This window comes from Polaribacter gangjinensis, from assembly GCF_038024125.1.
Lineage (GTDB): Bacteria > Bacteroidota > Bacteroidia > Flavobacteriales > Flavobacteriaceae > Polaribacter > Polaribacter gangjinensis.
On the sequence record NZ_CP150662.1, the window covers coordinates 2,155,124 to 2,175,761 of the forward strand.

Sequence of the window (20,638 nt, forward strand, 5' to 3'; positions counted from 1 at the left end):
TGTAAGCAAAAAACCTCACAGTCTCGAAATTCCGGGATTGTGAGGTTTAGTTTATATTTTATTGTTTTTATGAATTCAAAGGTTTGCCATCCCAAGCCGCTTTTGCTGCTTCTTTTACAGCCTCTGAATACGTTGGATGACCATGACAAATTCTTGCTAAATCTTCAGCAGAAGCTCTAAATTCCATTGCCACAGCAGCTTCCATAATCAAATCAGCAACTCTTGCACCCACCATATGAACACCTAAAATTTCGTCTGTTTTTTTATCAGCCAATACTTTTACAAATCCATCAACATCGCCACTTGCTCTAGATCTTCCTAAAGCACGCATTGAAAATTTACCAGCTTTATAATCGATTTTTGATGCGATTAATTCTTCTTCAGTTTTACCAACAGCTCCAACTTCTGGCCAAGTATAAACAATTCCAGGAATCAAATTGTAATCGATATGTGGTTTTTCGCCTGCAATAAATTCTGCTACAACAACACCTTCTTCTTCTGCTTTGTGAGCCAACATGGCACCTTTTACAACATCACCAATTGCATAAATATTCGAAATATTAGTTTGCAAATGATTGTTAATTTCGATTTGTCCTTTTTCATTGACTTTTACACCCACTTTTTCCAAACCTAAACCTTCTGTATATGGTTTTCTACCAACAGAAACCAAGCAATAATCACCTGTAAATGTTACTTCTTCTCCCTTTTTATTGGTTGCTTTTACAGTAATTTCGTTGCCATTTCTTTCAACAGATTTAACTCCATGACTTACAAAAAAGTCCATTCCTTGTTTTTTCAGAACTTTTTGTAATTCTTTTGAAATTTCACCATCCATAGTTGGTGTAATTTTTGGTGCGTATTCAATGACTTTAACATCCGCTCCTAAACGTGCATACACAGAACCTAATTCTAACCCAATAACTCCACCACCAATTACGATTAAATTTTTTGGAACTTCCGAAAGTTTTAAAGCTTCTGTGGAAGTTATAATTCGTTCTTTATCTAACTTTATAAAAGGTAAACTAGCAGGTTTTGAACCAGTTGCAATGATGATATTTGTGCCTTCAATCACTTCTGATGAACCATCATTTTTGGTAATTTTTACATGTGTTGCATCTTCAAAAGAACCCAAACCTTCAAAAACATCAATCTTATTTTTATCCATCAAATATTTGATTCCACCTGTGGTAGTTTCTACAACATTGGCTTTGCGTTCAATCATTTTTGAAAAATCAAACGATGGTTTTGATACCGAAATTCCATGTTCTTCAAAGTGATATACAGCATCATAATAATGATGAGAAGAATCTAACAAAGCTTTTGAAGGAATGCAACCAACGTTTAAACAAGTACCTCCAAGAGTGCTATATTTTTCGATGATAGCCACTTTTTTTCCTAATTGAGAGGCTCTCACTGCAGCAATATATCCTCCAGGACCAGAACCAATAACAATAATATCGTATTTCATGCTAAAATTATTTTGGGTTACAAAATTACAGCTTTTTTTAGAGAATATTATCAGAATTGTGTAGTTTTACTATCTCATAGATTTTAATTTTTTTACCATGAAAATATTCAAAAAAGTAGCCATTGTATTACTTGTGATTTTTGCAATTGCACAGTTTTTTCGACCAGAAAAAAACGAAGGAGATGTAACATCTATAAATGCTTTTATTGCTGAGACAAATCCTCCAAAAGAGGTACAAGAAATTTTGAAAAATACCTGTTTTGATTGTCATTCTAGCAATACTAGATATCCTTGGTATAGCAATATTACTCCCGTTAATTTCTGGTTGGCAGATCACGTCAAAGACGGAAAAAAGCATTTGGATTTTTCGAATTGGAATTCTTATAATTTGAAGAGAAAAGAGCACAAAATGGATGAATTGCACGAAGAAGTTGCCAAAGGAGAAATGCCTTTAAATTCCTACACTTGGACACATGCAGATGCAAGATTAACACCTGAACAAATTGAAGCAGTTGTTTCTTGGGGCAAAAAAGTGCAAGCAGATTACAAGCAACAAATGAGTGTAGAATAATTGTCAAAACCATCAATTTTAATCATTGGAACAGTTTGGGTAGCACCCAATGCATCTGCAGCAGGCAGTAGAATGTTGCAATTGATAGAAGTTTTTTTGCAACAAAATTTTCACATTACTTTTGCGTGTGCAGCAAAAAAATCGGCACCTATTTTTTCTTTAGAAACTCTCGGAATTGAAGAAGTTGAAGTTCAGTTGAATGATACTTCTTTTGATGATTTTGTTCGAAAATTGAATCCTGAAATAGTAATTTTTGATCGCTTTTTGACAGAAGAACAATTTGGATGGCGCATTCGCGAACAGTGCCCAAATGCACTCACAATTTTAGATACAGAAGACTTGCATTGTTTAAGAAAAACAAGAGAAATTTGTGTTCAAAAACAGCTTGATTTTTCAATTGACGAACTCAAAAAACAAGACATTACCAAGCGCGAAATTGCCTCCATTTTACGATGTGATATTTCTCTAATCATTTCCAATTTTGAGATGGAATTACTGATAAATGATTTTAAGATTGATGCTTCACTTTTGTATTATTTACCATTTTTGTTAGATGTAATTTCTGAAAGTCAAATTGAAAAATGGAAGTCTTTTGAAGAAAGAGAACATTTTGTTTTTATCGGAAATTTTTTCCATAAACCCAATGTTGATGCTGTAATTACGCTGAAAAACGAGATTTGGGGAAATATCAAAAAACAACTTCCAAAAGCAGAAATGCATATTTATGGTGCTTTTGTAACACAACAAATTCAACAATTACACAATCCAAAAGAAGGATTTATTATTAAAGGATTTGCGGAAAATGCTCAAGAAATCGTTGAAAATTCGAAAGTTGTTTTAGCGCCTTTGCGATTTGGGGCAGGCATTAAAGGAAAACTTTCTGAAGCCATGTTGAATGGAACACCAAGCGTAACAACCACAATTGGTGCAGAAGGAATGCATCAAAATTTACCTTGGAATGGTTTTGTTGCGGATGATTTTTCTGAATTTGTTGAAAAAGCTGTTTTGTTATATTCAGATAAAAATATTTGGAAAACAACTCAAAAAAATGGCGTGAATATCATCAATAGTATATATGACAAACAAAAATTCACAAAACCATTTATCAATCATATTTTTAAAATTCGACAAAATTTAGCAAATCACAGAGCTCAAAATTTTATAGGAAATTTGTTGCAGCATCATAGTTTGCAAGCTTCAAAATATTTGAGCAAATGGATTGAGGCAAAGAATGGTTGAGTTTTTAAAGTTGAAAATAGAGTTATTCCAAAGGATCATAATCCATTGGCAAAGAATTTCCAAACTTTTCGTAAGACCAATATCCTTCGTAAAAAACATCTAATGGGTTTGTCATAAATCCATTTTTATCTAAAATTGTTGGAATTTTAATGGGAATTATTGAGGATGTTTGTGCTAAAGGTGCTCTCATTTTACTAAAGGGATTTCTAAGAATATAACCTTTTTCTTCAATTTCTTTGGTATAAACAATGCTCAAATTATTTTCAAAATCTAGGGATATAACACCGTTTTTTACAGATATAATTGAGTCTGAAGGAATACTAGATTTGTATAAATAATCAATTGATTTTGGTAAATTCACCTTTCTTAAAATCACGATTGATGAGTCTAAAGTTGTTTTTGGGTCTTCTATTTTTTTTGAAAAATCAATTGGATTTTTAGAAAGTTTAACAAATTCTCGTGCTTTTTTAATGGCTTCTTCACTTGGTCTTTGTGGGTTTGGAACTCTTCTAAATTGATGAATAATAAAACCTTCTTGATACGTTGTATTTTTCAATAATGTTTGATAAAAATGTGTGTAAGATCCATTATAGGCAGTTAATCTATTTTTTGTCCATTGAAGTTGTTTTCTTTTAGAACCTTTTAAATTTTCATACCTTGAATATCCAAGATATGAAACCATATTTTTATTGATTGTAAAATCCTCTAATTCATAAATAATTTTATATCCCAAACTTTCATGTTTTATTTCTAAAGGTTTTTTTGCGATTGCGGTTAAAACATTGTTTTTGGCATCAAAATTAAAGAGCAAAACTTCAGGATTTAACATCTTACACCCTGCTGCGATTTCAGTTCTACCAATAAATTCTCTCTTGAAAACTTCTAGATTGTATTTCCATTCGTCATTGTAAACCGTTTTAGAAATGATGACTTCATCTAACGTATTTTGTTCTTCTTCTAATTTAAAAACTAAGGATTTTTTATAATTTGAAGTGTTTAAAGAATAGATAATTTTCTTATAACCTAAATATGATACCACCAAATCATAAATACCTTCTCTAACTTTTATTGAAAATTTTCCCTGAACATCAGTAGTTGTGCCAAGCATGGTATTATTAAAATATACAGCTGCTCCCTCTAAAGGGCCATTTTTATCAGCAACAATTCCACTAATAGTAATTTGTGCAAATACTGAAAACTGAATTAAAAGTAAAATAAAAAAGAACCGTTTTTTCATTGTCTAAAAATAGAAAATGAAAAACCGATTTAAGAAAAAAGTTTGTTAATTAGTGTTAATGATTTTTAAGTAACCCAGCACGTTTTAGCAAAGCATCAGGTTTTGGTTCTTTGCCTCGAAAACGTTTGTATAATTCCATGGGTTTTTGTGTTCCTCCTTTGGAAAGGATGTTTTCTTTGAACTTAGTTGCCACTTCTTTATTAAAAATTCCTTTTTCCAAAAAGTATTCAAACGCATCTGCATCTAACACTTCTGCCCATTTGTATGAGTAGTATCCTGCTGAATATCCTCCTTGAAAAATATGTGAAAAAGATGTACTCATGCAATTTTCAGCAACATCAGGATACAATTTTGTGTCTTTAAAAGCTGCCAATTCAAAATCTTTGATTGATGTAATTTCTGATGGATTTTCACTGTGCCATTTCATATCTAAAATACCAAAACTCAATTGACGCAAGGTTTGCATGCCTTCATGAAAACTGGCTGATTCTTTAATTTTTTCGATGTATTTCATCGGAATTGTTTCGCCAGTTTTGTAATGTTTTGCGAACAAAGCCAAAGCTTCAGGTTCGTAACACCAGTTTTCAAAAATCTGACTTGGCAATTCTACAAAATCCCAAGAAACGGATGTTCCAGATAAACTTGTGTAGGTTGTGTTGGCTAACATTCCGTGCAAAGCGTGTCCAAATTCATGAAACAACGTGGTTACTTCATTGAATGTTAATAAAGATGGCTTTGTAGCAGTTGGTTTGGTAAAATTGCACACAATAGAAACATGTGGACGCTCATTTATTTGATTTTGAATGAATTGCGATTTGTAAGAAGTCATCCAAGCGCCATTTCTTTTGCCTTTTCGTGGATGAAAATCTGCATAAAAAATGGAAATAAAATTGTTTTGTGTATCAAAAACCTCGTAAGTTTTTACATCTTGATGGTATTTGTCGATGTTGAAAACCTCTATAAATTGCAAGTCGTATAATTTCTCTGCGATGGTAAAAACACCTTCAATCACATTTTCTAATTGAAAATAAGGTTTCAATTGTTCTTGATCTAAATCAAACAATTCTTTTTTCAATTTTTCAGCATAATAGGCACCATCCCATTTTTCGAGTTGCTCAATTCCGTCTAATTTTTTAGCAAATTGTGCTAAATTATTGAATTCACGCAAAGCTGCAGGTTTTGCTTTTTGAAGCAATTCATTGGAAAACTCCATTACTTTTTCAGGAGTTTCAGCCATTCGTTCTTCCAACACAAAATGCGCATGACTTTTATATCCCAATAAATTGGCGCGTTCATGACGTAATTTTACAATGTTTAAAACGATATTTTCATTGTTGAATTCGTTGTTTTGAAACCCTTTTTTGCCAGCAGCAATTGCCATTTTTTTACGCAATTCTCTGTTTTCAACATAGGTTACAAATGGAATATAACTTGGAAAATCTAGGGTAAAAACGAACCCTTCTTTGCCTTTTTCTTTTGCGATTTCTTGAGCAGCTTCTTTGGCAGATTCTGGCAAACCAGCCAACTCTTTTTCATCTAATATGTGCATTTCAAAAGCATTGGTTTCTGCCAACACATTTTCTCCAAATTGCAATGAGAGTTTAGACAATTCAGCGTCTATTTTTCGTAATTTGATTTTATTTTCTTCGGATAAATTCGCGCCATTTCTTGCAAAACCTTTGTATTGTTTTTCTAACAACATGGTTTGCTCTGGTGATAATTGCAAACTATCTTTTGATTCAAAAACCGCTTTTACTCTGGTAAATAATCCTTCATTTAAAGTGATATCATTTCTGAATTCACTCAATAATGGCGAAACTTTTTGGGCTATTTTTTGAATTTCGTCATTGGTTTCTGCGGCATTCAAATTGAAAAAAATACTGGTAATTCTGTTTAGTTTTTCGCCAGCAAAATCAAGAGCAACTGTGGTGTTTTCAAAAGTTGGTTTTTCAGAATTTGAGACAATAGCATCAATTTCGGCTTTTGCCAATTCAATCGCATTTTCAATTGCTGGTTGATAATGATGCGATTCTATTTTTGAAAATGGCGCAGTATTAAAATCTTGTAAAAGTGGATTCATGTTTTTAGTTCAAAGTTTAAAGTTTTTGGTTCAAGATTTTGAATATTGAACTATGAATTTCGAACCTTATTTGAGGCTTGTTCTACTTTTATTTTCAATCCTTCTTTGTAAGCGATGACTTTATCCAAGACACATTTGTCTGAAGCTCCAATAATTTGTGCGGCTAAAATTCCCGCATTTTTCGCGCCATTCAAAGCAACAGTTGCTACAGGAACACCTCCAGGCATTTGCAAAATTGACAAAACAGAATCCCATCCATCAATAGAATTGCTACTTTTTACAGGAACTCCAATAACAGGCAAAGGGCTCATACTTGCCACCATTCCTGGTAAATGAGCAGCACCTCCTGCACCAGCAATAATTACTTTGATGCCACGTAAATGTGCATTTTTTGCGTAATCAAATAGTTTTTCAGGAGTTCTGTGAGCAGAAACAATATCTACTTCAATTTGAATATCAAAACTTTCTAAAATATCAATGGTTTCTTGCATTACTGGAAGATCAGAATCACTTCCCATTATTATTCCTATCATTTGTTAATTTATTAGGTTGATAATTACGTTTATCATCATTTCTTTTTCAGCAGGATTGCTTTCTGCAATTAGTAAAGTTAATGCAACTAAAGTATTATTTTCTATTCTTTTTGATTGATCTTTTTTATATAGATAGTTGTTTTTATCTAAATACCAAACAAATAACCAAGCTGCAATTCGTTTATTTCCATCACTAAAAGAGTGATTTTTCACTACAAAATACAATAGATTTGCAGCTTTTTCCTCGATACTTGGATACAATTCTTTACCATCAAAAGTTTGATCAATAGTTGCAATGGAACTTTTGAATGATTGATCTTTTTCGTTTCCAAATAAATCAGAACCTCCAAATTTTACTTTTAATTTTTCAATGGCATCTTTTGCTTCTTTGTATTCAATTTTATATGAAATAACATTGTTAACATTATTTTTTGACAATGTTTGATGGTCAAATTTATCTAAAATATCAAGAGCGTTAGAATAATCAGCTAAAATATCAAGTAAACCTTCAGTATCGCTTGTAAGTTTTGATGTTCTTTTTACAAGTTGAATAGTTTGTTGAAGCTGTTCTAAACGCTTTTCATTGATTGAATATCCTTTTGTAAGATGTTCTTTTATAATATTTGTTGCCCAAATTCTGAATTCTGTTGCAATTTTAGATTTTACTCTATAACCAACAGAAATAATAACATCTAAATTATAATGACTTACCTCATAAGTTTTTCCATCATTTGCAGTATGTGCAAATTTTGCACATACTGAATCTTGAATAAGTTCTTGCTCTTTAAAAATATTTTTTAAATGCTTTGAAATTACAGTTCTGTCTCTATTAAATAGAGAAGCAATTTGTTGTTCTGTTGCCCAAAAAGTTTGTTTTCCTTCATCTAATAAGACTTCAAAATTATTTTCATTTTGGGCAGATTTAAATGAAATTATTTTATTCATTTCGAAATCACTCTAATCGTTTCTTTCACCTTTTGCGCAATTTCTCTAGCTTTATCAATGTCTTTGTTAACGATAGTTACATGACCCATTTTACGAAAAGGACGTGTTTCTTTTTTACCATAAATATGAGGAGTTACTCCGTCAATTCGCAACATTTCTTCAATATTTTCATAAAAAACATTGCCCGAAAATCCCTCTTCGCCAACCAAATTCACCATTATTCCTGCTACTTTACTTTCAGTATTTCCTAAGGGAAGATTTAAAATGGAGCGCAAATGTTGTTCAAATTGATTGGTATAACTCGCTTCAATAGAATAGTGACCCGAATTGTGTGGCCTTGGGGCTACTTCATTTACCAAAATTTCATCATCAATAGTTTGAAACATTTCAACCGCTAATAAGCCTACAAAATCTAAAGAATGAACTACTTTTAAAGCGATTTCTTGTGCTTTTTGAGCCACTTTTTCATCAATTCTTGCAGGACAAATAACATATTCTACCTGGTTTGCTTCAGGATGAAATTCCATTTCCACGACAGGATAGGTTTTCATTTCTCCGTTTAAATTTCTGGCAACAATAACCGCCAATTCGTTTTTAAAAGGAATTAGTTTTTCTGTGATGCATTCTACATTAGGTAAATTCTCTAGGTCAGAAAAATTCCGAACGATTTTTACGCCATTTCCATCATAGCCAAAGCGTGCAGCTTTCCAAACAAATGGAAATTGAAGAGCTGAATTTTCAATGGCGTGTTTCAATTCTTCTAAATAGGCAAAATGTGAAAATGGTGCTGTTGGAATTTGATGATCAATATAAAAATGTTTTTGGCGTGCTTTACTTTGAATGATTCTAAGATTTTGCGGCTTTGGAAAAATAGGCAATCCTTCTTTTTCAAGCTGCTCTAAAGCATCAATATTTACATTTTCAATTTCGATGGTTAACAAATCAACTGTTTTTCCGAAGTTGTAAACAGCCTCATAATCCAATAAATTACCAACTTCAAATCGATTGCAAATTTCGCTACAAGGCGCATTTTTATCATTGTCTAAAATAGCGGTGTAAATATCAAATTTTTGAGTCTCAGAAAGTAACATTCTTCCCAATTGTCCACCTCCTAAAACGCCTAAAGTAAAGTTGGATGAGAAATAATTTTTCAATGGATAACCTATTTTGTTTCCGCAAAAATAAACATCTTGCTGTTAAGAAACTAGTTAAAACTACTGATTTGAAGCGTGGTGCCATTTTTTACAACGCGATATTCTATGGCAGGACATTCAAATCCATTTGTTTGAGGTGCGCCCCCAAAATCAACACTATATCTGCTGTTATCACAAGAACATTTCAGAATTCGATTTTCAAAAATCATGGGTTGATTGCAATCGTTTGCAGGACATAATTTATCAAAAGCAACAAACTCAGTTCCGTTTTTATTAAAAATTAAAATCCCTTTATTTCCTCCTACAATTTCTGCAAAACCACCTGGAGTTTGCACATTAATGAGTTCAGGATTGTTTAAATCTCTTAAAATATTTAATGGTAAAGTTCGAATACAGTTTTGCAAATTTGCTGTATCTGAGCAATTTACAAATAAACAAAACCCAAATATAAAAGTTAGTTTTCGAATCATCTTTTAAAGACTGTAGTTACAAAACGATGCCAAGTTACAAATATTTTGTATATTTGTTTCACAATCTCATTCCTTTCAAGGCAATGAGATTTTTAAATTTTAGAAACTATGAGTAACATATCTTATTATTCGCCAGAAGGATTAAAGAAATTGAAAGATGAATTGCTTCATTTAGAGCAAGTAGAGCGTCCAAGAGTTACCCAAGAAATTGCAGATGCAAGAGATAAAGGGGATTTGAGTGAAAATGCGGAATATCATGCCGCAAAAGAAGAACAATCACATTTAGAAACAAAAATTGCGAAATTGAAAAACGTAATTTCGAATGCACGCATTTTAGATGAAAGTCAATTAGATACTTCAAAAATATTGATTCACTCTAAAGTGAAAATTAAAAATATTGCCAATAAAATGGAGTTTACATATACACTTGTTGCAGATTCTGAAACAGATGTTCGTAATGGAAAACTTTCTGTAAAATCGCCAATTGGTCAAGGATTGTTAGGAAAAGAAGTAGGAGAAATTGCCGAAATTAAAGTACCAAATGGCATTATGAAATTTGAAATTTTAGAGATTTCAAGGTAACAAGAGTTCAAAATTTTAGGTTCAAAATTTATTAAAAATCACTCGTCAAACGTCAGTCTAAATACATGAGCATATTTACAAAAATTATCAATGGTGAAATTCCGTGTTATAAAATTGCTGAAAATACTGATTTTATTTCTTTTTTAGATATCAATCCAAATGCTGTTGGACATGCTTTGGTGGTTCCAAAAAAAGGGGAAAACAAACTGTTTGATTTGTCAAAAGAGGAATACAGTTCTTTGATGGATTTCTCTTATAGAGTTGCAAAAGCACTGGAAAAAACAGTTCCATGTAAAAGAATTGGAATGACTGTTATTGGTTTGGAAGTGCCTCACGTTCATGTTCATTTGATTCCAATTAATGAAATGGCAGATATGCAATTTCAACGAAAAATTAGTTTATCAAAAGAAGAGTTTGAAGATTTAGCGAAACGAATTTCAGGAAATTTTATCTAAAATAATTTCAAAAGTAGTTCCTTTTCCAATTTCTGATTTTTGTACAAAAATTTTGCCTTTGTGATAATCTTCTACAATTCTTTTAGAAAGAGATAAACCTAAACCCCAACCTCTTTTTTTAGTGGTATAACCGGGTTTAAAAATCTGTTTGAATAATTTTTTGGGCATTCCTTTTCCAGTATCTGAAATTAAAATCCGAACTTTTTTTTCTGAACTTTCAATTTTTAAGGAAACTTCACCTTTCCCAAGCATGGCATCAATGGCATTTTTGATGATATTTTCAATCACCCAACCAAAAAGTTCTTCATTGATAAGTGTTTGAATTTCTTTGTCTGATGAAGTAAATGAAAAGGAAATTTGAGTAGAACTCCTAAATTTTAAATAATCAAACGCTTGTTTAGTGATCAAAACGACATCTCTTTTTTTCAATTCGGGAATTGAACCAATTTTTGAAAAACGATTCGCAATTGTATTCAATCTATGAACGTCTTTTTCAATTTCATCAATATAGGTTTCATCCACTTTTTCGGCTTTTAAAATGGCAATCCAACCTAATAAAGATGACAATGGCGTACCAATTTGATGTGCTGTTTCTTTTGCCATTCCAGTCCATAATTTATTGGTTTCTGCAGCTTTATTGGAACTGTAAAAAAGATAAATTACAGATAAAAACAACACCAAAATTAAGATTAATGCTAAAGGATAGTACGTTAGTTTTTTCAGTAAATCGGAATCTCGATAGTAAATATATTGCTTATTTTTTCCGTCATAACTAATTTCAATTGGCTTGTTTTCTTTTTTCATAATTGCCAATTGTTCTTGTAAATACTCAGGATTTAGAGACTTTATAGAATCTAAATTATTGGCATAAATTATTTCGTCTTTATCATCTACCAAAATCATTGGAATGCTATTATTGGTCGTAATAATTTTGTCTGATAAAGCAATATTCGAATTCAAATCAGCTGTTGATAATTCTTTTTGAGCTTCTGCCAAAATCTCCATTTTAATACGCTCTTCTTGTTTGAATTTTTGAAAAAAAGTGTAGGTATTCCATAAAATTAAGGAAACAATCACAAACGAAACAACAATGCTAATCCGCTTAAATAAAAGTGGTTGGTTGAAAATATTCATCAAAACAAATATAAAGTTTTTTGAATATAACTCATTTAAAGATTTGATAGTATCTTTAGGGCATAAAAAAATATTCATGCGTACCATTATTCCCAATGAAATTTCTACAGGACAATTTCACTCGTATTTATTAGGTGCCATTGCGCCAAGACCTATTGCTTTTGCAAGTACTATTGATGTTGAAGGAAATCCGAATTTATCACCTTTTAGTTTTTTCAATGTATTTGGTTCCAATCCACCAACATTGATTTTTTCACCTGCAAGAAGAGTGAGAGGAAATACTACAAAACATACTTTAGATAATGTTTTAGCAACCAAAGAAGTTGTTATAAATGTGGTAAATTATGATATGGTGCAACAAATGTCATTGAGTAGTACTGAATATCCAAAAGGCGTAAATGAGTTTGTAAAAGCAGGATTTACCATGCTAAAATCCGAAGAAATAAAACCATTTAGAGTAGCAGAATCTCCAGTTCAATTTGAATGTGTTGTGAAAGATGTAATTTTTACAGGCAATGAAGGTGGAGCAGGAAATTTAATCATTTGTGAAGTTGTAAAAATGCATATTTCAGAGGATGTTTTAGACGAAAATGGCGAAATAGATCAACATAAAATTGATTTGGTTGCTAGAGCAGGAGGCAATTATTATTCAAGAGCCAAAGATGGTTTTTTTGAAATTCCAAAGCCACTTTCTTCACTCGGAATTGGAATTGACCAAATTCCATCAGAAATAAAAAACAGCCAAATTTTGACAGGAAATGATTTAGGAATGCTAGGAAATGTCTCAGAATTGCCATCAAAAGAAACTGTTGATAACTTTGGAAAAGAACATCCTCAGTTTATGGGGTTAGAAACCACAAAAAAACATATTTTTGCGAAAGAGTATTTAAAAAATAATGACATTGAAAGTGCTTGGAAAGTACTTTTATTAAACTAAAACATACCATGGAAGTTATTGGAAAAGTAAAATTGATTGGAGAAGTACAAACGTTTGGATCAAGTGGATTTAGAAAAAGAGAATTGGTAGTAACTACTGATGAGCAATATCCACAAATGATTATGATTGAATTTTTGCAAGATAAAGTGGATTTATTGAACAATTATAAAGTTGGTCAAGATGTAAAAGTTTCTATCAATTTACGTGGTAGAGAATGGATCAATCCACAAGGTGAAGCAAAATATTTCAATTCAATTACAGGTTGGAGAATAGAAAGTTTGTCACAATCTGCACCAAATGCTTCAAATTTACCTCCAGTTGATCAATTTCAAGCAGCAACTAATTTTACTGAAGAAGAGCCAGATGATTTGCCTTTTTAATTAGACAAGTTAGATTATTAGATATAAAAAAGAGAAATCAATAGTGATTTCTTTTTTTTATTGTAAAATTATTTCTAAAAATTTTTATTTTTTCTCTTTTTCAGGCATTGGACCTCGTAAATGAATAATCAATCCATTCAAAAAATTACGCAAAAATTGGTCACCACATTCCACATATTTTGGATGATCTTCATTTCTGAAAATAGCACCAATTTCGCCTTTAGTTACTTTAAAATCGACCAAAGCGCAAATGTCTATAATATCAGAATCTCGCAATTTATGTGCTACTCTTAGTTTTTTAAAAATATCGTTATTTGATAATCCCATAGTGTCAAAAATACAATTTTTTAGTGAACAACCTGAAAAATTGCCCAAGCATAAATAGCAAAACGAGCAAAACGAAATAATCCAAAAAAGGCTACATTTTTAAAAGGATATTTTATCATTCCTGCTGTGATACAAGCTATAGAAAATGGTAAGGGCAATAAGGCTCCAACCAAAATTAAAATACCTCCCCATTTTCTGGAATTTTTTAGGTTTTTTTCCATTTTTACTTCTAAATAATCTCGTAAAGAATCAATTTTTAGTGTCAATTTTCCTAAAAAATAAGATAGTAAACCACCTAAATAAGATACTGTTGATAATAAAAATAGGTTGAATAATGGCGCATCTGTTTTTTTTGTCCAGGCAATAAAAATTTCTGGAGGAATCAATCCCAAAAACGTTTCTGAAATAAAAAAGAAGATTAAAATGCCAATTCTCGAAAAAGTTTCGGTCATATGTTGCAAACCCTCATTGATGTTGAAAACATATTCATTGACTAAAAAAACAAGCATCACAACACCTAATATTGGAAAGAAAGCTTTTTTTAAGCTCGTCCAAACAAAAAGATAAAAACCTGTCCTCGAAAAGTAATGATGCATTAATTTTGCACGGTGTGAGTTTGTTTTTTTCTTTTTTTGAGGTTTCATAAACGAATTAAAATCAATTTTAAAAAGGATTACAAAAGTACTCACATTTTTAGCTCGATTTACAAGTTTTTAAAACATTAACTCTTTTTTAAATTATCGTAATATTTAATGGAGTTGTTTTTTAAATTTTATTAATTTATACCTTTGATATTATGATTTGGTTGACAGAAAAAATTGAATTTCCTCCTTATGAATTTGCAAATAAAGATGGAATTATTGCGCTTGGTGGAGATTTGTCTTCTGAGCGATTGATTTTTGCCTATCAAAATGGAATTTTCCCATGGTATTCTAAAGGGGATCCAATTGTATGGTATTTTCCAAAAAAGCGAATGGTATTATTTCCAGATGAGTTGAAAATTTCTAAATCAATGCGAAAAATTATTCAAAAAAATGAATTTCAAATTACTGAAAATAAAGTGTTTGAAGACGTAATTTACAATTGTAAAAATATTAAAAGAGTTGATGGCTTAGGAACTTGGATTACGGATGAGATGGAGCAAGCTTATATTGCCCTTCATAAACAAGGTGTTGCAAAATCCATAGAAGTTTGGGAAAATGATATTCTAGTAGGCGGTTTGTATGGTATTGAAATGAACAATATATTCTGTGGAGAAAGTATGTTCAGTAAAGTTACTAATGCTTCGAAATTGGCTTTTATTTATCTGGTGACAAAGATGAACTATCAATTGATAGATTGCCAAGTTTATAATGATCATTTGGCGAGCTTAGGTGCAAAAGAAATTGAAAATCGTGAGTTTTTAAATTTGTTGAGAAAATTCCAATAAAAAAACCTCACTTATACAAGTGAGGTTTTTATGATTTATGGATAGAAATATTATCCTAAAGTTACTCTTTTGAATCCTGTTACTTCAACATCTCCATAAGTTTTAACATATGAAGCAACATTTTTCTTATCATCTTTAATAAATGCTTGGTCTAATAAACACAATTCTAAATCTAACGTTGTGTTGTCAGAGATAAAACGCTCTAATTTACCTGGTAAAATTTTATCCCAAATTTTCTCTGGTTTTCCTTCAGCAGCTAACTCAGCTTTTGCATCAGCTTCAGCTTGAGCTAAAATTTCAGGAGTCAATTGGGCCATTGAAATGTATTTAGGAACATTTTTCAATGTTTTACCCAATCTAGCCAATTCGATATTATCTTTTTCGATAACAGCGATTCTAGCTTCTGTTTCAGCAGCAACGAATGCAGGATCAAAGTCTTTGTAAGACAAAGTTTTAGCGCCCATAGAAGCAACTTGCATTGCTACATCTTTCGCTAAAATTTCAGCATTTTTTACAGGAGCAGACAATCCAACCAAAGCAGCAATTTTTCCAATGTGTGTATAAGCACCTACATAAGCAGCTTCAATTTTTTCGAAAGCAGTGATGTCTAATTTTTCACCAATAACTCCAGTTTGTTCAACTAATTTATCAGCAACTGTAATTCCGCCAAAATCAGCAGCTAAGAAAGATTCTTTGCTATCATGATTGATTGCGATTGCAGCAAATTCTTCAGCCAATGCTACGAATTTGTCGTTTTTTCCAACAAAATCAGTTTCACAAGCCAATACGATTGCAACACCTACAGTTTTATCATCGTTGATTTTAGTTACTGCAACACCTTCAGTAGATTCTCTATCTGCTCTGTTTGCAGCAATTTTTTGACCTTTTTTACGTAAAATATCAATTGCTTTGTCGAAGTCACCACCAGCTTCTACTAATGCCTTTTTACAGTCCATCATTCCAGCTCCAGTAGCTTCTCTTAAATTTTTAACATCAGCAGCACTTACATTTACTGTTTCCATGTTATGTTTTTTTTAGAATTAAATTATATTTAGTCTTCGTCAGAAATTTCAATAACTTTTCTAGTTACAACTTCTTCAATTTCTTCTTCTTGATCATCATTTGCTTTATTTTTATCAGCTTTTCTTTCTGATAAACCTTCTGCAATTGCATCAGTGATGTATGTTAATACTTTGTCAATAGATTTAGAAGCATCGTCGTTAGATGGAATTACAAAATCAACCAATCTAGGGTCAGAGTTTGTATCAACCATTGCAAAAATTGGAATATTTAAATTTTGAGCTTCTGCAACTGCGATGTGTTCTTTTTTGATATCAACTACAAAAATTGCACCTGGCAAACGAGTCATATCAGCAATAGAACCTAAGTTTTTTTCTAATTTTTCTCTTTGACGGTTGATTTGTAATTTTTCTCTTTTAGACAAAGCATCAAAAGATCCGTCTGTTTTCATTCTATCAATAGAAGCCATTTTTTTAACAGCTTTTCTGATAGTTACAAAATTAGTTAACATTCCACCTGGCCATCTTTCAGTGATGTAAGGCATGCCAACTGCTTTTGCTTTTTCAGCAACAACGTCTTTTGCTTGTTTTTTAGTAGCTACGAATAAAACTTTACGTCCAGAGTTTGCAATTTTTTTCAAAGCTTCTGAAGTTTCTTCTATTTTAGCAGCCGTTTTATACAAATCTATGATGTGTACACCATTTCTTTCTGTATAAATGTATGGAGCCATGTTTGGGTTCCATTTTCTAGTAAGGTGTCCAAAATGTACACCACTATCTAATAATTCTTGAATGTTTACTTTTGCCATTTTTATAAATGTGTTTACTTTCTGTTTTTTTAAATCAATATATAAGTAGTCTTTTCGAGTCTTATATATTTAGATACTAAACTGTTATTTTTTGATAACAGTCTCATAAACTTAAAAAGATGCTGAAACAAGCTCAGCAAATAATTAACGTTTAGAGAACTGGAATCTTTTACGAGCTTTTTTCTGACCAAATTTCTTACGCTCTACCATTCTTGGATCTCGAGTTAATAAGCCTTCTGGTTTTAAAACTGCTTTGTTTTCAACATTAATTGCTACTAAAGCTCTTGTAATTGCCAAGCGAATTGCTTCAGCTTGACCAGTAACTCCACCACCATAAACACTTACTTTGATATTGTAAGAAGTTACATTTTCAGTAAGCATTAAAGGCTGTTGTACTTTATATTGTAAAGAAGCTGTTGTAAAATAATTTTTAAATTCTCTTTTATTGATGGTAATTGTACCATCACCCTCTGAAAGATAAACACGCGCTACAGCTGTTTTTCTTCTACCTATCTTGTGTACAGTTTCCATTATTTGTAATCGTTAAGGTTAATAGCTCTAGGTGTTTGACCTGCTTGTTTGTGCTCAGTTCCTGCATATACATACAAGTTTCTGTACAAAGCTGCACCTAATTTGTTTTTTGGTAACATCCCTTTTACTGCTTTTTCAATCAATCTTGATGGATCTTTGTCAAACATTTCTGTTGCAGTTAACGATCTTTGTCCTCCAGGATAACCAGTGTGGTGAATGTAGGTTTTATCAGCCCACTTTTTACCTGTTAAATTAATTTTTTCTGCGTTGATAACCACCACATTGTCTCCACAATCTACGTGAGGAGTATAATTTGGCTTATATTTACCTCTAATTAGCTTTGCTACTTTAGAAGCAAGACGACCCAACGATTGACCGTCCGCATCAACCAAAACCCACTCCTTATTAACGGTAGCGCTGTTTGCTGATACTGTTTTGTAACTTAATGTGTTCATAATTACACTTTTAGTTTTTGTTCAATTAATAATATTTATTTTCCTTGAAAAAGGAGTGCAAATGTACAGCTTTTTATTTGATTGACAAATAACACGTTACTTTAATTTTTTGATGTTTTTTGCTGTAAAAAATAATTAACAAAAAGTTAAGAAAAGAGAAAATTACTTTTGTGCTATAATTTTGAGTAATTTTATTACTCTCTTCATCCAAAAAATCAAAATCACCAATGAAATTTTATGTAAATTTCTATTTCATATGCTTTTTTTTTATTTCAACAATAAAAGCACAAGAAGTCATTAATCCTTCAGTTGTTAAAAGAATTTACACCACAAAAAAATTAAAAATTACCCCAGTTATTGATGGTGATGTTTCTGATGAGGCTTGGAATGAGGTTGAATGGAGTACAGATTTTACAGAGAGAGAACCTGATGAAGGAACGCCACCAACGTATCAAACGTTATTTAAAATTATGTATGATTCCAAATATTTATACATTGCTATCAAAGCCTTGGATGAGCAACCTGAATTGATTCAACAGCGTTTAAGTAGAAGAGATGGTTTTGCTGGGGATAGAGTCAATGTGATTATTGATAGTTATCATGACAAAAGAACAGCATTCGTTTTTACCATAACTGCAGCTGGTGTAAAAGGTGAAGAAATTGCCTCTCAAAATGGACAAAGTTGGGATGAAAGTTGGAATCCTGTTTGGTTTACAGATGCAAAAGTTGATGAATTTGGTTGGACAGCAGAAATGAAAATCCCTTTTAGTCAGTTGCGTTTTGGGGATGCAAAAGAGCAAGTTTGGGGTTTTAACATGATTCGAAATATTTTCAGATTGAACGAGCGTTCGCTTTGGCAAAGAATTCCAAATAATCAAGCAGGTTTTATAAGTGAATCTGGTGAGTTGCATGGTTTGGTTGATCTGTCTCCTCAAAAACAATTAGAAATTCAGCCTTTTACAGTATTGCAATACGATTCTTATCCAAAAGAAGCAAACAATCCTTACAGAGATGGCAACGATTTTGGCATCAATGCAGGTTTGGATGCTAAAATTGGAGTTACTAATGATTTAACTTTGGATGTAACCATTAATCCTGATTTTGGACAAGTTGAAGCTGATCCAGGAGCGATTGCTTTGGATGGTTTTCAACTCTTTTTTAGAGAGCAAAGACCATTTTTTGTTGAAAATAAAAACATTTTTGATTTTCAATTTGCCAACGGAAGTGACAACCTTTTTTACAGCAGAAGAATTGGAAGAAATCCACACAGAAATGCCAATCTTTCAGATGGAGAATTTGCAGATACTCCCCAAAATTCAACGATTTTGGGCGCAGCAAAATTCTCAGGAAAAACTAAAAACGGATGGTCTGTTGGTGTTTTAGAAAGTGTAACTGCTAACGAATTTGCCACTGTAAAACAAGTAAACGGAACCACGAGAAAAGAGATTGTAGAGCCTTTAACCAATTATTTTATATCAAGAGTTCAAAAAGATTTTAACGAACGAAATTCATTTATTGGTGGAATTTTTACTGCAACAAATCGAAATTTAAACGGTAATTTTAACGAACTTCACAAAGCAGCCTATACAGCAGGAATCGATTTTCAACATAACTGGAAAAATCGTGATTATTTTTTAGACGGAAATATCATCATGAGTCACGTTTTGGGTAGTCCTGAAGCTATTGAAAATACGCAACGTTCTATCACTCGTTTATTTCAAAGAACAGATGCAACACACGTTTCTGTTGATCCCACAAAAACCTCTTTAACAGGAACTGGAGGAAGAATAGAGCTCGGAAAAGCTGGAGGTGGAAATTGGCGTTACAATGGCGGATTTATTTGGAGATCTCCAGAATTAGAATTGAATGATGTTGGTTTTTTAAGAAGAACAGATGAAATAATTCAGTTTGGAAACGTTAGATATTTGTGGCAAGTTCCTACAAAAACTTTTAGAAATGCTTCTGTTTTTGCATCTCAAGTAACAGAATATGATTTTCAAGAAAATTTAAATAGAATCCGATTTGAAGGTGAAGGAAATATCAATTGGGCAAATAATGCTACATCAAATTTAGGTTTTGGTACTAGTATTCGTGGATATTCAAACGCATTTTTACGAGGTGGTCCAAGATGGAGAACTGCTGATAATAGGTATTTCTGGGGTTCTTTTGGTTCTGATAGAAGTAAAAAATTCAGCTATTTTTTCAACTTCAGTTACGTAAATGCTGATGAGGATGTTTTCGAATCGAGTAATTTTATCTTTGGATTCAATTACCAACCATTTGACGCTTTGAACATTTCTCTGGAAAATCAGTTGGTTAATACAAAAGATAGAGCTCAATATGTTACCACTTTAAATTTTGGAAACGATAAAAGATACATTTTGGGGAATATTAAAAACGATGAGTTTTCTACAACTTTGCGTTTTACCTATAGTATCAATCCAAATATGTCTATTCAGTTTTACGGGCAACCATTTATATCGAGAGGACGTTATTCCGAATTCAATTATGTAAATATTGCAGCAGCAGATCGTTTTACAGATCGTGTAAATTTATATGATGAAAATCAAATTTCAGCTATAAATATCAATGGAAATGATTTTTATACAATTGATGAAAATAGAGATAACATTATTGATTATCAGTTTCATAAACCTGATTTTTCGTTTGTGCAATTCCGCTCAAATTTAGTTGCAAGGTGGGAATACATTCCTGGTTCTGAAATCTTTTTAGTTTGGGCACAAGGTGTCGTTGGAAATGAAAATCCAGATGCGAATTTGTCAACTTCGCTTAGAAATCAAGTGTTGAGTACTCAAAAAGAAAATACTTTTTTGTTGAAATTTACCTATCGATTTGTAAGATAATAGTAGTTAAAAATTTTGA

General features: G+C 31.8%; 22 protein-coding genes. 8 read left to right on the top strand and 14 right to left on the bottom strand.

The features are described from left to right. Window positions 1-67 precede the first annotated feature (67 nt). Complete coding sequence (gene lpdA, locus WHA43_RS09620; RefSeq protein ID WP_105046842.1) at window positions 68-1,468, bottom strand: dihydrolipoyl dehydrogenase; 1,401 nt, start codon at window positions 1,466-1,468, stop codon at window positions 68-70. Window positions 1,469-1,565: 97 nt separating this feature from the next. On the opposite strand from lpdA, the gene WHA43_RS09625 reads away from it, so the two are divergent. Next, window positions 1,566-2,039: a heme-binding domain-containing protein gene (locus tag WHA43_RS09625; RefSeq protein WP_105046843.1), complete on the top strand. Its 474-nt coding sequence runs from the start codon at window positions 1,566-1,568 to the stop codon at window positions 2,037-2,039. Continuing rightward, window positions 2,040-3,278, top strand: a complete 1,239-nt coding sequence (locus tag WHA43_RS09630; protein ID WP_105046844.1) for a glycosyltransferase — start codon at window positions 2,040-2,042, stop codon at window positions 3,276-3,278. A gap of 22 nt (window positions 3,279-3,300) precedes the next feature. On the opposite strand, the gene WHA43_RS09635 is transcribed toward WHA43_RS09630, so the two are convergent. From WHA43_RS09635 to WHA43_RS09660, 6 genes are read right to left on the bottom strand one after another with little or no spacing between them, the layout of a single operon-like run. Beyond that, complete coding sequence (locus WHA43_RS09635) at window positions 3,301-4,515, bottom strand: carboxypeptidase-like regulatory domain-containing protein (RefSeq protein WP_105046845.1); 1,215 nt, start codon at window positions 4,513-4,515, stop codon at window positions 3,301-3,303. Between the two features lie 55 nt (window positions 4,516-4,570). Continuing rightward, window positions 4,571-6,595 carry a M3 family metallopeptidase gene (locus WHA43_RS09640; RefSeq protein WP_105046846.1) on the bottom strand — a complete coding sequence of 675 codons (2,025 nt, stop codon included), beginning with the start codon at window positions 6,593-6,595 and terminating at the stop codon, window positions 4,571-4,573. A 50-nt stretch (window positions 6,596-6,645) separates the two neighbouring features. Beyond that, window positions 6,646-7,128, bottom strand: a complete 483-nt coding sequence (purE, locus tag WHA43_RS09645; RefSeq protein WP_105046847.1) for a 5-(carboxyamino)imidazole ribonucleotide mutase — start codon at window positions 7,126-7,128, stop codon at window positions 6,646-6,648. A gap of 3 nt (window positions 7,129-7,131) precedes the next feature. Beyond that, window positions 7,132-8,073 carry a virulence protein RhuM/Fic/DOC family protein gene (rhuM, locus tag WHA43_RS09650; RefSeq protein ID WP_105046848.1) on the bottom strand — a complete coding sequence of 314 codons (942 nt, stop codon included), beginning with the start codon at window positions 8,071-8,073 and terminating at the stop codon, window positions 7,132-7,134. After that, complete coding sequence (locus WHA43_RS09655) at window positions 8,070-9,227, bottom strand: 5-(carboxyamino)imidazole ribonucleotide synthase (protein WP_105046849.1); 1,158 nt, start codon at window positions 9,225-9,227, stop codon at window positions 8,070-8,072. Before WHA43_RS09655 ends, rhuM begins: the two co-directional genes overlap by 4 nt. A gap of 50 nt (window positions 9,228-9,277) precedes the next feature. Beyond that, entirely contained in the window at window positions 9,278-9,697 is a 420-nt protein-coding gene (locus tag WHA43_RS09660) for a phosphoribosylaminoimidazole carboxylase (RefSeq protein WP_105046850.1), read from the bottom strand. Between the two features lie 108 nt (window positions 9,698-9,805). On the opposite strand from WHA43_RS09660, the gene greA reads away from it, so the two are divergent. Further along, the gene (gene greA / locus WHA43_RS09665) at window positions 9,806-10,279 is read left to right on the top strand and encodes a transcription elongation factor GreA (protein ID WP_105046851.1); all 474 of its coding nucleotides are present in this window, start codon (window positions 9,806-9,808) and stop codon (window positions 10,277-10,279) included. A gap of 65 nt (window positions 10,280-10,344) precedes the next feature. Continuing rightward, window positions 10,345-10,734, top strand: coding sequence for an HIT family protein (locus WHA43_RS09670; RefSeq protein WP_105046852.1), 390 nt, complete (start codon window positions 10,345-10,347; stop codon window positions 10,732-10,734). Here WHA43_RS09670 and WHA43_RS09675 read toward each other — a convergent pair. Beyond that, the gene (locus tag WHA43_RS09675; RefSeq protein WP_105047365.1) at window positions 10,717-11,868 is read right to left on the bottom strand and encodes a sensor histidine kinase; all 1,152 of its coding nucleotides are present in this window, start codon (window positions 11,866-11,868) and stop codon (window positions 10,717-10,719) included. The two genes, WHA43_RS09670 and WHA43_RS09675, sit on opposite strands and share 18 nt — an antisense overlap. Before the next feature lie 76 nt (window positions 11,869-11,944). Between WHA43_RS09675 and WHA43_RS09680 the strand changes: the two genes are divergently transcribed. Both WHA43_RS09680 and WHA43_RS09685 read left to right on the top strand, forming a co-directional pair. Beyond that, on the top strand, window positions 11,945-12,805 hold the full coding sequence (locus WHA43_RS09680) for a flavin reductase family protein (protein ID WP_105046853.1): 861 nt from the start codon (window positions 11,945-11,947) through the stop codon (window positions 12,803-12,805). 8 nt (window positions 12,806-12,813) lie between these two features. Continuing rightward, window positions 12,814-13,185 carry a DUF3127 domain-containing protein gene (locus WHA43_RS09685; protein ID WP_105047366.1) on the top strand — a complete coding sequence of 124 codons (372 nt, stop codon included), beginning with the start codon at window positions 12,814-12,816 and terminating at the stop codon, window positions 13,183-13,185. Between the two features lie 84 nt (window positions 13,186-13,269). Here WHA43_RS09685 and WHA43_RS09690 read toward each other — a convergent pair whose 3' ends face one another. Next, window positions 13,270-13,512 (bottom strand): DUF1456 family protein, encoded by a 243-nt coding sequence (locus tag WHA43_RS09690; protein WP_105046854.1) that lies wholly within the window; start codon window positions 13,510-13,512, stop codon window positions 13,270-13,272. 20 nt (window positions 13,513-13,532) lie between these two features. After that, the gene (locus WHA43_RS09695; RefSeq protein WP_317197477.1) at window positions 13,533-14,021 is read right to left on the bottom strand and encodes a YqaA family protein; all 489 of its coding nucleotides are present in this window, start codon (window positions 14,019-14,021) and stop codon (window positions 13,533-13,535) included. Between the two features lie 287 nt (window positions 14,022-14,308). On the opposite strand from WHA43_RS09695, the gene aat reads away from it, so the two are divergent. Then, window positions 14,309-14,941, top strand: a complete 633-nt coding sequence (aat, locus tag WHA43_RS09700; protein ID WP_105046856.1) for a leucyl/phenylalanyl-tRNA--protein transferase — start codon at window positions 14,309-14,311, stop codon at window positions 14,939-14,941. Between the two features lie 50 nt (window positions 14,942-14,991). Here the strand turns inward: aat and tsf are convergent, their stop codons facing one another. The 4 genes from tsf to rplM form a co-directional block, all read right to left on the bottom strand. Beyond that, complete coding sequence (gene tsf / locus WHA43_RS09705) at window positions 14,992-15,963, bottom strand: translation elongation factor Ts (protein WP_105046857.1); 972 nt, start codon at window positions 15,961-15,963, stop codon at window positions 14,992-14,994. A 29-nt stretch (window positions 15,964-15,992) separates the two neighbouring features. Beyond that, window positions 15,993-16,769, bottom strand: coding sequence for a 30S ribosomal protein S2 (rpsB, locus tag WHA43_RS09710; RefSeq protein WP_105046858.1), 777 nt, complete (start codon window positions 16,767-16,769; stop codon window positions 15,993-15,995). Between the two features lie 144 nt (window positions 16,770-16,913). Then, window positions 16,914-17,300 (bottom strand): 30S ribosomal protein S9, encoded by a 387-nt coding sequence (gene rpsI, locus WHA43_RS09715; RefSeq protein WP_105046859.1) that lies wholly within the window; start codon window positions 17,298-17,300, stop codon window positions 16,914-16,916. Further along, complete coding sequence (gene rplM / locus WHA43_RS09720) at window positions 17,300-17,755, bottom strand: 50S ribosomal protein L13 (protein ID WP_105046860.1); 456 nt, start codon at window positions 17,753-17,755, stop codon at window positions 17,300-17,302. The genes rpsI and rplM overlap by 1 nt, the downstream gene beginning before the upstream one ends. Window positions 17,756-17,982: 227 nt before the next feature. On the opposite strand from rplM, the gene WHA43_RS09725 reads away from it, so the two are divergent. Beyond that, on the top strand, window positions 17,983-20,619 hold the full coding sequence (locus WHA43_RS09725) for a DUF5916 domain-containing protein (protein WP_105046861.1): 2,637 nt from the start codon (window positions 17,983-17,985) through the stop codon (window positions 20,617-20,619). The last annotated feature ends 19 nt before the right edge of the window (window positions 20,620-20,638 follow it).

What these genes read in the sequence shown, in the direction of transcription:
- lpdA (WP_105046842.1), bottom strand. Translation starts at nt 1,468, where the DNA reads ATGAAATACGATATTATTGTTATTGGTTCTGGTCCTGGAGGATATATT.
- WHA43_RS09625 (WP_105046843.1), top strand. Translation starts at nt 1,566, where the DNA reads ATGAAAATATTCAAAAAAGTAGCCATTGTATTACTTGTGATTTTTGCA.
- WHA43_RS09635 (WP_105046845.1), bottom strand. Translation starts at nt 4,515, where the DNA reads ATGAAAAAACGGTTCTTTTTTATTTTACTTTTAATTCAGTTTTCAGTA.
- WHA43_RS09640 (WP_105046846.1), bottom strand. Translation starts at nt 6,595, where the DNA reads ATGAATCCACTTTTACAAGATTTTAATACTGCGCCATTTTCAAAAATA.
- purE (WP_105046847.1), bottom strand. Translation starts at nt 7,128, where the DNA reads ATGATAGGAATAATAATGGGAAGTGATTCTGATCTTCCAGTAATGCAA.
- rhuM (WP_105046848.1), bottom strand. Translation starts at nt 8,073, where the DNA reads ATGAATAAAATAATTTCATTTAAATCTGCCCAAAATGAAAATAATTTT.
- WHA43_RS09660 (WP_105046850.1), bottom strand. Translation starts at nt 9,697, where the DNA reads ATGATTCGAAAACTAACTTTTATATTTGGGTTTTGTTTATTTGTAAAT.
- greA (WP_105046851.1), top strand. Translation starts at nt 9,806, where the DNA reads ATGAGTAACATATCTTATTATTCGCCAGAAGGATTAAAGAAATTGAAA.
- WHA43_RS09670 (WP_105046852.1), top strand. Translation starts at nt 10,345, where the DNA reads ATGAGCATATTTACAAAAATTATCAATGGTGAAATTCCGTGTTATAAA.
- WHA43_RS09675 (WP_105047365.1), bottom strand. Translation starts at nt 11,868, where the DNA reads ATGAATATTTTCAACCAACCACTTTTATTTAAGCGGATTAGCATTGTT.
- WHA43_RS09680 (WP_105046853.1), top strand. Translation starts at nt 11,945, where the DNA reads ATGCGTACCATTATTCCCAATGAAATTTCTACAGGACAATTTCACTCG.
- WHA43_RS09685 (WP_105047366.1), top strand. Translation starts at nt 12,814, where the DNA reads ATGGAAGTTATTGGAAAAGTAAAATTGATTGGAGAAGTACAAACGTTT.
- WHA43_RS09690 (WP_105046854.1), bottom strand. Translation starts at nt 13,512, where the DNA reads ATGGGATTATCAAATAACGATATTTTTAAAAAACTAAGAGTAGCACAT.
- WHA43_RS09695 (WP_317197477.1), bottom strand. Translation starts at nt 14,021, where the DNA reads ATGCTTGTTTTTTTAGTCAATGAATATGTTTTCAACATCAATGAGGGT.
- aat (WP_105046856.1), top strand. Translation starts at nt 14,309, where the DNA reads ATGATTTGGTTGACAGAAAAAATTGAATTTCCTCCTTATGAATTTGCA.
- tsf (WP_105046857.1), bottom strand. Translation starts at nt 15,963, where the DNA reads ATGGAAACAGTAAATGTAAGTGCTGCTGATGTTAAAAATTTAAGAGAA.
- rpsB (WP_105046858.1), bottom strand. Translation starts at nt 16,769, where the DNA reads ATGGCAAAAGTAAACATTCAAGAATTATTAGATAGTGGTGTACATTTT.
- rpsI (WP_105046859.1), bottom strand. Translation starts at nt 17,300, where the DNA reads ATGGAAACTGTACACAAGATAGGTAGAAGAAAAACAGCTGTAGCGCGT.
- rplM (WP_105046860.1), bottom strand. Translation starts at nt 17,755, where the DNA reads ATGAACACATTAAGTTACAAAACAGTATCAGCAAACAGCGCTACCGTT.
- WHA43_RS09725 (WP_105046861.1), top strand. Translation starts at nt 17,983, where the DNA reads ATGAAATTTTATGTAAATTTCTATTTCATATGCTTTTTTTTTATTTCA.